General features: G+C 42.4%; 10 protein-coding genes. 2 read left to right on the top strand and 8 right to left on the bottom strand.

Annotated elements, in window-relative coordinates; all coding sequences use genetic code 11:
• Window positions 1-187 precede the first annotated feature (187 nt).
• From QTN47_RS14285 to QTN47_RS14270, 4 genes are all read right to left on the bottom strand, one after another.
• Window positions 188-1666: a mandelate racemase/muconate lactonizing enzyme family protein gene (locus QTN47_RS14285; protein ID WP_369330072.1), complete on the bottom strand. Its 1479-nt coding sequence runs from the start codon at window positions 1664-1666 to the stop codon at window positions 188-190.
• 219 nt (window positions 1667-1885) lie between these two features.
• On the bottom strand, window positions 1886-2812 hold the full coding sequence (locus QTN47_RS14280) for an RraA family protein (RefSeq protein ID WP_369330071.1): 927 nt from the start codon (window positions 2810-2812) through the stop codon (window positions 1886-1888).
• A 46-nt stretch (window positions 2813-2858) separates the two neighbouring features.
• A complete protein-coding gene (locus QTN47_RS14275) occupies window positions 2859-4400 on the bottom strand; it encodes a SusD/RagB family nutrient-binding outer membrane lipoprotein (protein ID WP_369330070.1) in 1542 nt (513 codons plus the stop codon).
• Window positions 4401-4439: 39 nt separating this feature from the next.
• Window positions 4440-7565, bottom strand: a complete 3126-nt coding sequence (locus QTN47_RS14270; RefSeq protein WP_369330069.1) for a SusC/RagA family TonB-linked outer membrane protein — start codon at window positions 7563-7565, stop codon at window positions 4440-4442.
• Between the two features lie 354 nt (window positions 7566-7919).
• On the opposite strand from QTN47_RS14270, the gene QTN47_RS14265 reads away from it, so the two are divergent.
• Window positions 7920-8783, top strand: a complete 864-nt coding sequence (locus QTN47_RS14265; RefSeq protein WP_369330068.1) for an AraC family transcriptional regulator — start codon at window positions 7920-7922, stop codon at window positions 8781-8783.
• 17 nt (window positions 8784-8800) lie between these two features.
• Window positions 8801-10315: a gluconokinase gene (locus tag QTN47_RS14260; RefSeq protein ID WP_369330067.1), complete on the top strand. Its 1515-nt coding sequence runs from the start codon at window positions 8801-8803 to the stop codon at window positions 10313-10315.
• A gap of 351 nt (window positions 10316-10666) precedes the next feature.
• Here QTN47_RS14260 and QTN47_RS14255 read toward each other — a convergent pair whose 3' ends face one another.
• From QTN47_RS14255 to QTN47_RS14240, 4 genes are all read right to left on the bottom strand, one after another.
• Window positions 10667-11569: a DUF5777 family beta-barrel protein gene (locus tag QTN47_RS14255; protein WP_369330066.1), complete on the bottom strand. Its 903-nt coding sequence runs from the start codon at window positions 11567-11569 to the stop codon at window positions 10667-10669.
• Window positions 11570-11768: 199 nt separating this feature from the next.
• Complete coding sequence (locus tag QTN47_RS14250; RefSeq protein ID WP_369330065.1) at window positions 11769-12314, bottom strand: YceI family protein; 546 nt, start codon at window positions 12312-12314, stop codon at window positions 11769-11771.
• 57 nt (window positions 12315-12371) lie between these two features.
• Window positions 12372-12740 carry a hypothetical protein gene (locus tag QTN47_RS14245; protein WP_369330064.1) on the bottom strand — a complete coding sequence of 123 codons (369 nt, stop codon included), beginning with the start codon at window positions 12738-12740 and terminating at the stop codon, window positions 12372-12374.
• 160 nt (window positions 12741-12900) lie between these two features.
• The gene (locus tag QTN47_RS14240; protein WP_369330063.1) at window positions 12901-13314 is read right to left on the bottom strand and encodes an OB-fold protein; all 414 of its coding nucleotides are present in this window, start codon (window positions 13312-13314) and stop codon (window positions 12901-12903) included.
• Window position 13315: the final 1 nt, after the last annotated feature.

The following is a 13315-nucleotide window of genomic DNA, read 5'->3' as shown; positions in this document are numbered from 1 at the left end:
TGTCACTCGTGTCTCCGTGTTTCAAAAAATCATCATCTTCCCGGCGCATTAGCGCTTCTTAAAAACTCTATGCCTACCTCTTTGTGCCTCTTTTTGTCTTTACGTCTTTGTGCCCGCCCGTGCCGGATCGGACGGGGCAAAAATCGCTGTGACTCATCGTGTCGTAACTGTCTCCATGGTTAAAAAACTAACTCCACAATCGGTCCCACGATCTCACCGTATCCCATTCCGGCGTTGGTGCAAACCAGGTTTTGTTATCGGGATCGAGATGTTTCTTCATTTCATCTTCATTCAATTCTATACCAAGTCCTGGTGAGTCGGGAACATCTGCAAAGCCTTTTTCAAAGAATGGTTTCCCATTTACTTTTTTCATAAGGTTAACCCAGTATGGCAGATCGAGCGAATGATGTTCCAGCGCCACGAAATTTTGCGTGGCAGCAGCGCAATGAACATTGGCCATAAAGCTGACCGGCGTTCCTGCAAAGTGCATCGCCATGGCAACACCTTTTTCTTCTGCGTAATCACCAATCTTTTTCGTTTCAAGCAAACCTCCTGAAGTCGCCAGGTCTGGGTGCACAAGATCAGTGGCATGGATATCTATCAGCTTGATAAAATCTTCTTTCAGGTAAATATCCTCGCCTGTATTGGTAGGTGTTTCAATGGCGCGCGTAATTTCTTTCCACTGATCCATAAAATGCCATGGTATCATATCCTCCAGCCATGCAAGCCTGTATTTTTCTACGGCTTTGCCCAACCTGATCGCATTGTTCATATCAAAGTGTCCGTAGTGATCGGATGCAAGCGGAACCTCGTATCCTATCACGTCCCTTACGCGGGCAATGTATTTGGTCATTTCATCCAGACCCTTGTCTGTAACCTGCACCTGCGTAAAGGGGTGTTCCGTTGCTCCGTAGCTCATCGGTGCCATGCTCCATTGACGCTGAACATTGTCCCATACTTTACCATTTACAATTGTACCGGGAATTTTGCTTACCATTTCAATTCCCAGGTCCATTTTAAGAAAAGTGAATCCTTTGTCTTCGAGGCGCTCTTTCAGTTTTGCAACAAATTTGTCCGGATCTTCCTCTTCAGGTGTATCTGCATAAAGCCTTATTTTATCTCTGTATTTGCCGCCAAGTAATTGATACGCCGGTACGCCATATGCTTTGCCGGCAAGATCCCAGAGCGCCATTTCAACCGCGCACACACCGCCGCCCTGTCTGCCATGAAATCCGAATTGTTTGATGCGTTTAAAGATCTGTTCAACACTGCATGGGTTCATACCCATAATTCTACTTTTCAAAAACATAGCATAACGCCAGTCTGCACCATCTCTTACTTCTCCATAACCCGAAATGCCCTGATTGGTATCTATACGAATGATCGTGCATCTTCCCGTGCTGTTCATAATGGTTGCATAACGCATGTCCGTTATTTTCAGATCAGATGCACTGGAATTACGGTTCACCTTTTGTGTAGCCTGCGCCAGGGTATCTTCCAGCGGCGCAAACATAAAGGCGCCAAGTGCAATGCCACCCAATGTTGATTTTTTCAGGAAGGAGCGCCTGCTATTTTCATGAGCGATGGCAGCTTCCACAGGTGGCGCACTGTTTTCAGCTTCTTCCTTCAACCCGATCTTTTCAAGAAATTTTTGTGAGGGAGTCATGATGTGGTGATTTGGTGGTGAATGGTTTTAAAAGTCAATAGTGAATGGTGAATAGTGAAAGGTGGTAGAGCGTAAGTTTAAGGCTCAAAGCTCAAAGCCCAAAGCCTAAAGCTCAAAGCCAAAAGCGTAACAGCAAAGTGGTAATCAAGCAATCTCAATTTCAAATTTCAAATCTCCGCGACAATCGCTGAAAGCTCATAGCTCATAGCTGACAGCTACCTACCACGTTCTGTCTTTCATAAACTGATCGAGCTCTTGCCTTGACATGGGAATCTTTCCCGAGTTTTCGTCTATCCATTTCAGGAAGTCTTTCTTTATCTCATCGGTCCATTGTGCGTCTATCTGGCCGGGCGTATATTTTCCTTCGCGCAAACGCTGATGTCCGAACTGGTCGCGCAGCTGAATAAATTCTGCATTCAACACAACTTCTTCAACAAGGTATGCCGGCACGAATATGATGCCGCCTTTCTTCGCGAGTACGACATCGCCTGGCAATACGGTTGCCCGTCCTATGCGTATGGGTATATTGATGCCTGTAAGCATCATTTGTTGTATGTAAGATGGGTCATATCCTTTTATCCAGCCATTGAATCCTTTGATTTCTTCAAGGCCTTCAATGTCGCGGACAGAACCATAAAAAATTACACCCTTGCCTGATTTTGCGAAGATGGCATTGCCGAGATTGTCGCCTATCAGCGTGCCGTCAACTATTTTTCCATAGCTGTCTGCAACATATACGTCTCCGTTTTTGAGCACGTCAATTGGCCAGGAGTTGGGAGCTCCGATACGTCCTTCACTTTTGCCTTTGTCTTTAATTACCTTGTCTACATCCGGTCGGGAGGGCATGTACTGTGCGGTAACAACACGACCCACCATTGCGGAGTCAGGCCGTATCACCATCCACTCACCTTCAAACTGATTTTGAAAACCTTTGTTGCGAAGAATGCCCCAGGCTTCTTCAAGCGCAATATTCTTCAGGCGGTCCAAATATTTGTCAGCAACTTTAGGACGTCCATCGGGTGTTCTTTCGCCTTTCCAGTCTGGTGTAAGTTGTTTTATCTGGTCGGCCGATAGTGTAACGTTCTGCGCATTTATGCAAGCACACACGCTGCAAAATGTTAGAAATGAAAGCAGTTTTTTTATCATATGGTTATTTTAGCTATTCTAATAACAGCGGGGTATGATGGCTTGTTTATTTATCCCAGAATAACCTGGTGGCCATATTATCCGCTCCCATTCTTGCCACCGCCGCGTTATAATTATCTGAATTTACGGATAATTCGCGCACAGGGTAAGTAAGACGGTGAATAAAGCCTCCTTTTACGGCAGGATCAGCATTGGGGTATGGGTTGGGCGTTAATGCAGGAAAACCGCTTCTTCTGAAATTGGCCCATGCCTCAGATCCGTTAAGAAAAGATGCGATCCAGTATTGCGTATTGATCTGCTGCAGGGCTGTTGCATTGTTCAATGGATTTGCTGCAACGTAAGCCGCAATGGCATTGGGATCGATGGTTGCGAGTGCATCATATGTTGCCAACTGTTGCATGTGCAGTGCAATTGCCTTTGAAAAATTGTCCGCAGCATTACCAGAAACAAACCCACGTGTAACTGCTTCTGCGAGTAATAATTGTGTTTGAGCGCTTGTGATAAAGAACTCGGGCGCGTCTATCTTGGTGAGTGTACGTCTGTTCAATTGCGCATAGTTAAATGCGGCACCTGTTTTGCCGGGATAATTTGGCTCGGTGCTTATTGTTGATTCATTATAACCGAAAGGCATACCATTCTGATCTGCCGGGTTGGTATTTTCTGCGCCTGTTGTTCCAAGTGGATTTGACGGCGTTTCATATTTAACTGAAATCACGGTAAGCCGGGGATCGTTAGTGGATTTAAGATAATCTACAAATGGTTTCCCGAGATAAATATTTCCGCGTTCAGTTCCCTGGAAGTAATTCCCGGAGGGATTGTTGAATGTACTGTTGAAAGCAATGTAAGCATTGTCTTTGTTGAGTTCCATCAACCCGCCGTTTGCCGGATCTGCTGCCATTGCGGCGTATTGCTTAGCCTTGTTTGCATCAACTTTGGTGAAACGCATGGCTATCCTCAGAAGCAATGAGTTGCCGAGCTTTTTCCATTGACCAATATCACCCTTGTAAAATAAGTCTCCTGATTCAGTTGGCTTCGACGCATCCAGCGCTTTTGTTGCTTCGCTTACTTCTTTCAGCAAGTCGTCATAAATAGCGTTTTGATCATCGTACCTGGGAAGGTTAATGCTTTTCAGATAAGCCTGTCCTGCTTCTGAATAAGGAACGTCTCCGTAAGTATCGGTTAATATTTGGAAGACCATTGCGCGCCAGATCCTTGCCATATTATACAGGTTGCTTCTGTTGGCGTTGTCTTTTGTTTGATCCAATACCGTAGTTAATAATACTATCGGACCGCTACCATTGTTTACATAATAAGAGTTAAATAATGTATTACTGTTGGGATCGTAAACAATATTATGATTACCGCCTTCAAGCACGCCTGTATATGGTGTGACAATTTGTTGTACTATCTGGCTTTGATAGTTGGTGGTTTGTATGGCGGTGCTGAATTCTGCGTTGGAGAAAAGGTATCCCGGATCCAGCGACGTTGCCAGAACGGGATTGGTGTTTACCTTTTCAAAATCTTTATCGCATCCGCCAATGCCAAATACAAGAGCAGTGAGAAAAAATATGATGATGCTATTTTTCATAATAATTAGTTTATGATGTGGGACGATCATGTTAAACTTTTACAGCCTGAAATTGAGGTTAATGCCATAGCCACGTGTTGTTGGCAGCGTATGGGTTTCTATTCCTTGTAAATTGTCTGATGATGATACCTGCGCTTCAGGATCCAGGTTGTCGATGTATTTTTTAATCATCAGCACATTGCGTACAAGTAGTGAAACGGTCAGTCCTTTAAATGGTGTTTTCTTCATAAATCGTGTAAAGTCATAACCAACAGAAAGTGTTCTCCATCTTACAAAGCTTCCGTCGTACACAAACGGTGTTGCTATGGCTGTGCTTCTGTAAGCTGTATAGAAAGTTTCTGCTTCTACACTGGTTGTATTTTTTGAACCATCTGCGTTAACTGAGTTGAATGTTACTCCACCTTCCCTGCCAACCAATGATTGCTGCGACAAACCTTCTCTCAGGAAGTTGAGGTTGGAGTTGGAAAGAATTTTGTAACCGGCTTTAAAGTCAATCTGTGCAAAAATTCTGAAACCTTTATAGTTGAAAGTATTCAACCAACCGCCCACCCATTTTGGAATGGCACTTCCGTAAGTCACCAGGTTACCTTGTATCGGCAAGCCGGCGGACGTTATGATGTTTCCCTGCGCATCACGTTTATAATCAAATCCTCTTAATGAAGCCAGTGGTTTGCCTACTTCATGAGATACAAAGCCAAAGAATTCGCCGGTGCCGACATCAAATCTTTGCTGGCCACCTGCAAGTTCAAGCACTTTGCTTACGTTGTAACTTCCGTTGATGCCTGTTTCCCAGCTAAATGTTTTTGTTTTAACTGGAACAAGGTTTAAGAGCATTTCAAAACCTTCGTTGCGAAGCTCGCCGATATTTACTTTGGTTTGATTAAAGCCTGATGCTGCTGATATATCAACGTTCAAAATTTCATCAACTGTATTTTTTCTATAAGCTGCAAAATCAAGATTTACCCTGTTGTCAAACATTCTGAGTTCAATCCCGGCCTCCGCTTCTTTTACTTTTAACGGACGCAGATTTGCATTAGGACTAACTGTTCCATTAATGTTACCCAATGCTGTGCCGTTAAAAGGATTCGCATTGATTGCGTAGTAAAGATTGTTTGAATAAGGATCCGTATCGCCCCCAACTTCCGCATACGCTACACGAAGTTTTCCAAAGTTGATCCATGCTGGCGTATGCAGTGCTTCGCTAAATACAAAGCTTCCGCTAACTGAAGGATAGAGATAGTTGTTTGAGTTGGGATTCAGGGTTGAAAACCAGTCATTACGTGCAGTAACATTCACATAGAGAAAGTTTTTGTAAGAAAATTCTGCCGATCCATAAATCGAGTTTACTTTCTTTTTTGCGTATGAGTAGTTGGGATTTTTGATCTGGCCATTACCAATAGTGTACAGGTCCCGTACATAGAAATTGGTAACTGCTGTACTCATATTATCGTAGATCTGTTGCATTTGGTTACCGCCAACGGTAACGTCAACGCCGAAGTCTCCAAAAGTTTTGTTGGCGCCGATCAACAGGTCCATATTCCTTTCCCTGAATGTGGTAACATCCTGGTAGTAATAACCGTTGAAGCCTGATGGCGCGGGCGCTATAGATCTGGTGCCTGTTGGGCGATCATAGTTGTAGGGTCTTGTAAAATAATCCTGTCCTATGCGTCCTTGCGCATATAACCATTTTGTGAATTGGTAACGTAGCGATACATTTCCAAAAATCCTGTCTCTTTTTACATTCTCAAAACGATGCAATGCAACCCAGTAAGGATTGTTTCTGTTGGTAAATCTTGCCAGCGGCATTTCATTGCCGTTAGCATCTGTATAATTTTTTAACCATGCTACATTAATGCTGTTGGCCATTGTATAAATGGTTGTGTTGGCATTCATGTCCTGGATGCCTATCTGCGGTGGATTTTGGTTATTCTCGTTTGAGTAGTTAGCATTTAACTGGGCCGATAATTTTTCAGTAAAACGATAGCCGATACCTACATTGAATATTTTCTTATGATACGCTGAGTTAGGTATGATGGCGTTTGCGTCTGTATTAGCGAATGAAATGCGAAAATGTCCTTTGTCATTAGCACCCGTTAAAGCAATAGAATTTGTCCAATTGGTACCCGTCTCATAAAAATCTTTTATACGGTTTTTATTGGGCGAATAAGGTTGTGTAGAACCATCAAACTGCGGTGTTGGCTTGCCGTCAAATTTTTCGCCAAAGCTGTGTACACCGGAGCTTTGAGCCTCAGCAACAGTTGTTGGGCGTTTGCCGTATTCACCTTGCCCGTATTGATACTGAAAGTCAGTATAATCAAGTGCTTGTTCTGCCTGGAAGTTGGAGTTGACTTCTATGCCTATGCCGCTACCCACGCGGCCACTTTTCGTTGTGATGATAATGGCACCGTCTTTTGCACGAAACCCATACAGTGCGGCTGCTGCAGCACCTTTAAGCACAGTCATTGATTCGATATCATCCTGGTTGATGCTTTGCAGACCGTCTCCCTGATCGGAAGAGCCACCCGTTGGGTTGCCGGTTCCATTGCCTGCAGAGCCCCCAGCAGATATGGCGCTGTTATTAATAGGTATGCCGTTCACTATGATGAGCGGGGAGTTGTTGCCTCCGAAAGAAGACTGCCCGCGGATGCGTATTTTAGAAGACGCACCCGGTCCTCCGGTTGGTGGCGACACGTTCAATCCTGCCACTTTACCCTGGAGACTATTACCGAGGTTAACTGTTCGGGTTGTCGTCAGTTGTTCAGTATTTACTGTGGCGGTAGAATATCCCAGGCGTTTGGTCTCCTTGCGGATACCCAGGGCCGTTACCACAACTTCATCAAGATTACGCGTGTTGCTCGCGAGGTTTACATTTACAACATCTCTTCCTGAAACAGCTACTTCCTGCATATTGTAACCTACATGTGTAAATATCAATGTTGCGTAATTGGAAGCTTCAATTACATATTGACCCAATGAATCGGCGGTAACTGCTTTGTTACCTCCTTTTACCTGTACCGTAGCTCCGGCTAACGGCTTTCCACCGGGATCGGTAATATTTCCGCGGATAGTTTGTGCTGCTGCAAACAATCCGCAACAGGCAAATACCAGCAATAAGAGCGTTTGTTTTACAGTGGGGGTGGCCCCTGTTTTAAAGAGATTCCACATAATACAATCGTTTTGGATGATGTAATGGGTATGGCAGTTAATGAAAAAACGGAGCAACCGTTGCTGTAAAATAGAATAACTTATAGCTTAAAAACTTCCAATAAAATACGGCGGTGAATTTTATAAAGGATAAATGTATGTTTAACGTTAATGCGTAGTGACGCCGTTTGCACAAAAATATTTTTATTCATATTTAATTTGTGCATGCGCCGGTGATTTGTTTTTTGTGCTAATTTGTACAACCACTAACAGATTGCTTTCAATGCAATTTCCTTTATGATGCCTTCTTTTGATCATAAGGAAATGGTGTTGACTTACTTTTAATAAGCAGGATAACCAAAAGATTACGGCTATATGAACCAGTTCCATTTGCAACATAACCAATCGCAGGAACTTGTGCATTTTCCATATATCGTCGAGTTCGTTTTAAAAAAGAATCAAACCATTCAGCTTGGATCGTTTACTCAGTTGCAACAGCAGGACAGCTTTTGTGTGTATTATATTATCGAAGGAAAATTTGATTGGGTGATTAACGGACAGCACTATGTGTTATACCCGGGAGATACAGCAATGATACTTCCCGGCAGTTCTATAGGAGGTGCCAACGATGCACTGGATATTGGAATAGTTGCATGGCTGGATATCCATTTGAATGTATTGTATGATCATGGTTTTGACGATGAAGAGAAACGGACAATTGAAAAAGTTTTACTTCGGAATAAGGAGCCCGTGCTACCAAGATTAAATCAAACCGGAGAGATATTAAAGCTACTTGAAAGCGAAATTTTTAACCAGGAGATTGGATACGCTGTGCGTGTTAAACAACTCGTGGAAGAATTGTTTATTACAATTGCAAGGCAACTATCAAGACAACATAATCCGTACAGAAACTTTCCGCAAACATTTATGAAACTCGAACAACTCTTGCGTGAGAATCTTGCTCATCAGTGGACGGTTGCTGAAATGGCCGCCATTGTTGGTCTCGGTAATACGGCTTTTACAGAGAAAGTAAAAAGTTATACAGGGTTCTCTCCGTTAAACTATTTGATCAACATCCGTATTTCAGAAGCCATCCGGTTGTTGAAGCGCGCGGATGTAAACATGACTGACATTGCGCTGGATACAGGATTTTATTCATCCCAACATTTTTCAACCACCTTTAAGAAATTGACGGGTTACACCCCGAGCCAGTTCAGAAAAAACAATATCAAAGCTTAATAACTAATTTTTAATTTATGGAGTGCATCATTACTATAGACCTGGGGACAAGCGCCGTTAGAATATTTGCTTTTGATATGGATAAAAAAGTTATCGGCACCGCCAAAGGCTCTTATCCCACTTTTCATACACAGCCGGATTATAGTGAACAGGATCCGGAGCAGATATTTATTACAGTATTATTTGTGCTGAAGAATTTTCTCAACGAAAAAATTCATCCGGCTAAATATGCTGTTACTGCAATTTGTTTTAGTGCCGCCATGCACAGTGTATTGCCTGTTGACAAAAATGGTGTTCCGTTAGGTAACGCCATTACCTGGTCTGATAACAGAGGGAAGAAAGAAGCAGCATTGCTTAAACAGTCTGCTGAAAGTAAAAAGATTTATGATGCCACGGGAACACCTATCCATCCCATGTCGCCATTGATCAAGATCACATGGATGAAGAATAATGATGCTGATCGTTTTCGGCAGACGAGCAAATTTCTTTCTGTAAAGAGTTATATCATTCAACAATTAACCGGTGAATTAAATATTGATTTTAGTCTCGCATCTGCCACTGGCTTATTTAATATTCATTCTTTAAAGTGGGAAGAAGATGCGTTGCGCTACGCAGGCATACGTACAGATAATTTGCCTGATGCAGTGCCTGTATATTATAACAGTGCAAGGCTGAGAAAGGAATTTCAGAATTTGCTTGGCCTGCCGGCAACAACAAAGATTATTACAGGTGCGAGTGATGGATGCCTTGCAACACTCGGTGCTGGTGTTTGGGGTGAAGGAAAGGCTACGGTGACCATCGAGCAAAGTGGAGCTGTAAGGGTTGTTGGCAAAGAAGTACTTAAAGATGAGAAGCAGCGTTTTTTTAATTACCTGCTGGATGAAAATTATTACGTATCCGGAGGCCCCACCAATAACGGTGGTGTAATTTTCGAGTGGTTCGCGAGGCAGTTCGGTGATTTTAAAAATGCATATGATCTTGATGATTGTATTGCGCATCTTATGCAGGATGTGCACGAGGTAGCAGCAGGGTCAGATGGATTGCTTTTTCTACCTTATTTGTTGGGCGAGCGTGCGCCCATCTGGAATGCAAACGCGCGTGGCGTATATTTTGGCATCAACTTTAAACATGAGCAGCAGCATTTTGTGCGGGCAACAATCGAGGGTATTATGTATGAGATATACAGCATTGGTAAGACGCTTGAAGAACATCGGTCAATAAATAGCCTGTCCGTTAACGGAAGCTTCGCCTCTATGCCATTTTGGGCGCAAATGATGGCAGATATGTTTAACAAACCGGTGAGTGTAAAAGACAATTCCAATAGTATTGGACTTGGTGCTTTTCTTATCGCAGCAACTTCAATTGGCGCATATGCCAAACTGGAGGATGCAGCAAAAACAGTAGATCTCCCGGAACCTTATAAACCCAGAAAATCAGATCATGCCGTGTACATGAAGTACTTCCCGATATTTGAAAGGCTTAGTGTAAAGCTGGCTGATGAGTTTGATGCACTTTCTGCACTGAATGAGTAGGTAAATGTGCAGATGTGCGAATGTGCAAATGTGAGAATGTGCAGATGTGCGAATGGAAAGATAAGAATAGGTAGCGAATTTGAAAAAAACGAACTGCCTTTAACATTAAACCTTGCCGCACAATTATCGATGGCAGTTCGCTTTTGTAATGAGAGAAAATTAACCGCAGAGGACACGGAGTTTTTTCGCAGAGTTGCACTGAGTTTTTGTCAGTCTCTGTGTTCTCAGTGTCTTCTCCTGTATTCCTCTGTGTAATTGTATTTTTTAGAAAGTTTTTCCTTTTTTTTCAACTCGCAAATAATAAAAAGGATTCACCTTTCACTATTCACCATTGACTATTCACTGTATTCCTTACCATTTCTTCGCCTCTTTCTCTTTATTAAAATTGAAAGACCTGGAGATGTTGAAACCAAAATAGATATCACCGTTGCCCCAGGTTCCGCTGGTCTTGGTTAAATACCACGGGCCAATCATCCCCTGTGTGTTGCTGAATACCAGTTGAAATACGTGGCCACCCGTTTCAATGTCAAGTCCTAAAGAAAGCGAGTTGTAGGCTGTAGTGCTTACAATTTGGTCTGGCAATATATAGTTGTACTCTGCATTAATGCTCATCCGTTTGGTGATTTTCATTCTTCCTCCCATGCTTAAAGTAATTACATCGTTCTTGTCTTCAGGTGTCGGCACAAGATTATAGTGTGTCCACGCAGGAGAAAATTGCAAAGAAAGATTGCGTGAGAATTTTCTTGCGATCAATAGTTGTGATGTATAAGCCGTTCTCAGTTTAGCATCAAGATAAGGTTTGTCCTCATACTTGAGCGTTGTATTGGTGATCAGTTCATACAGACTCACTGTAACGGGCATACGTTTGCTTTGCTGCAGGATCTTCCATTTAAACGATCCGTCAAAGGTTTTATCAAGAGAGCTTCTACCTATACCAATGGCAAACCTGTCGGTTATTCCATAGTCAAGAGCCAGCCGTATATCGGCATTGTCTAATCCAAAAAATTCATAAGCTCCGTCATTGATCTTTCCAAAACGGTGCATGATTAAGAACTGCATATTGTTCCTCTTTGGTGCTTCTACCGTTGGAAGGTTAATAATTTGCGTTGCTTTGAATGTTTGCGTAACAATTCCCTTATCACCCTGGTTAGTCATTGAATCAGTAAGCATATTCAGCAATGTAGAGTCTTGGCTGAAAACCGCAGTTGATAAAAACAACGAGGATAGAAGGATATAGCATATTTTCTTGCGCATGGTTGTTCTGTTTATAATTGTTCCGGCTGACATTGCCGGGGAATATTATTCGTTATCAATGCTGCACAGGTAAGATGTTAAGAAGATATAGCGTCTCAGGATCAGGTACTTCGTACCCGCCTGAATGTTTCATACGGGCAGGCTTCGTAAATCGTACTTCATGCAAACATGTTGTATTATAAGCGATGAGTATTGTTGTTTACTTTGTTGCTGAGCATTCAATAAGAATCTCTACTTTAATTTCTTTCTCGATTTTTTCCCTTACTAACGACGGTATCTGAATGTTGTAGTCGCCCGGAACCATCAATAAATGTGCTTTTCCGGTGAGCTTGCCATCTTTCATTTCAAGCGTAGCTGTTGTTGTTACCGGGTTTTCTACACCATGTAACGAGATCTTTCCTGAAACATCAACATTATGTACACCATTCTGTGTAACATCCTCATTGCTTTTAAAAGTTCCGGAGAATGTAGCCTTTGGATATTTGTCGCTTTCAACGTAGTTCTCATTAAAATGTTCCTGCATTAATTGCTTTCTGAAAAGAAATCCTTTCAATAACGCCGCAAATGCGATGTTCTTTTTTGCCACATCTATAACGGCATATACCTGGCTGTTTTCTGCTTTAATATCTTCCATCGGCGTTTTGGAGAAAAAGCCTATATAACCTGTTCTTGTGATATATATCTGGGCATGTGCAAACTGGCTGAACCCAATGGCCACCAGCATTACAAATAATATTTTTTTCATGAGTTTAAATTTTCTTTTGAATAAATTAGGCGAACATGTCGCTGTGTCTTTCTTCTGCTAGTTATTTGGAGCACCTCTTCTAACCCAGTCAGTAATAATGTTAATGTTACATTCAGACAGCTTGGGTAAACCGTAAGGCATTGCCGGATAGCCAGGCGCATGGTTAATAACATTAAGCAGGTTACCATTATCCGCTTGTTGTTTAACTCCGCTGTATGTATCCAGGATAACACCGTGAGTCGCAATTGCAGTAGAATGGCAACTATAGCAATTGCTTTGCAGAATAGGTTGCACATTCACAGCGTATTTCATATTCACAGTGTCGCACTGATTATTGTTGTTGTTGAATTCCGTCTCGTTGGATTTGGAGCACGACAACCAAAATATTGCCGCTACTATCACAATTGTTGCTCCTGCATGTTTCATTCGCATGGTGTATGTTATATTTATGGGATGGTTCGTTTTTGTTTGAAACAGCGCAAAAAATCCCCTTCAGCGTCTGGAGCTGTTTTTACAAATACCATTCTTAAAGATTGTTATTCCGGTAGTCAACCGGCGTGTGTAATGTGTGTTGCTATCAGCCAGTTTATTTTTCTATTACTGCATCAGTAATATTCACATCCATCAAAAAGCCGGTACATCTTCCTTTCAACTGTATTGAGTCTCCTTCTTTTAATGAGCCTACGTCCGCAGGAGCACTTGCCATGCTACAATTAATACCGCCTGTAGTAGGGCCTGCATCAAGTACAATAACTGTATTTCCTCCTGACTGCTGAACGCTTTGCACGGCGCCTTTTACACTAATGATTTTATTCAGAAACTGCTTGTTAGCTTCCGGTTCATTTTGCTGAAATTTATTAAACAACTCGGGAGCCTGAATGGCGTAATCGGCTGAAACATGCGCAAGGTTTGTTCTTGGTTTCTGGTACAGATAGTATGCTATACCAGTCGCCAAAAGACAAAGGATTATACCTACGAAAAAAATTGTTCTTTTTCGCATA

It is taken from the genome of Danxiaibacter flavus (assembly GCF_041060425.1).
GTDB lineage: Bacteria > Bacteroidota > Bacteroidia > Chitinophagales > Chitinophagaceae > Danxiaibacter > Danxiaibacter flavus.
Note: the sequence above shows the minus strand (reverse complement) of the source record. Positions and strands in the feature narration are given on the sequence as shown.

Excerpts from the sequence above, each read along its gene's own strand:
- QTN47_RS14280 (WP_369330071.1), bottom strand. The coding sequence starts at position 2,812 with ATGATAAAAAAACTGCTTTCATTTCTAACATTTTGCAGCGTGTGTGCT.
- QTN47_RS14260 (WP_369330067.1), top strand. The coding sequence starts at position 8,801 with ATGGAGTGCATCATTACTATAGACCTGGGGACAAGCGCCGTTAGAATA.
- QTN47_RS14245 (WP_369330064.1), bottom strand. The coding sequence starts at position 12,740 with ATGAAACATGCAGGAGCAACAATTGTGATAGTAGCGGCAATATTTTGG.
- QTN47_RS14265 (WP_369330068.1), top strand. The coding sequence starts at position 7,920 with ATGAACCAGTTCCATTTGCAACATAACCAATCGCAGGAACTTGTGCAT.
- QTN47_RS14270 (WP_369330069.1), bottom strand. The coding sequence starts at position 7,565 with ATGTGGAATCTCTTTAAAACAGGGGCCACCCCCACTGTAAAACAAACG.
- QTN47_RS14255 (WP_369330066.1), bottom strand. The coding sequence starts at position 11,569 with ATGCGCAAGAAAATATGCTATATCCTTCTATCCTCGTTGTTTTTATCA.
- QTN47_RS14275 (WP_369330070.1), bottom strand. The coding sequence starts at position 4,400 with ATGAAAAATAGCATCATCATATTTTTTCTCACTGCTCTTGTATTTGGC.
- QTN47_RS14240 (WP_369330063.1), bottom strand. The coding sequence starts at position 13,314 with ATGCGAAAAAGAACAATTTTTTTCGTAGGTATAATCCTTTGTCTTTTG.
- QTN47_RS14250 (WP_369330065.1), bottom strand. The coding sequence starts at position 12,314 with ATGAAAAAAATATTATTTGTAATGCTGGTGGCCATTGGGTTCAGCCAG.
- QTN47_RS14285 (WP_369330072.1), bottom strand. The coding sequence starts at position 1,666 with ATGACTCCCTCACAAAAATTTCTTGAAAAGATCGGGTTGAAGGAAGAA.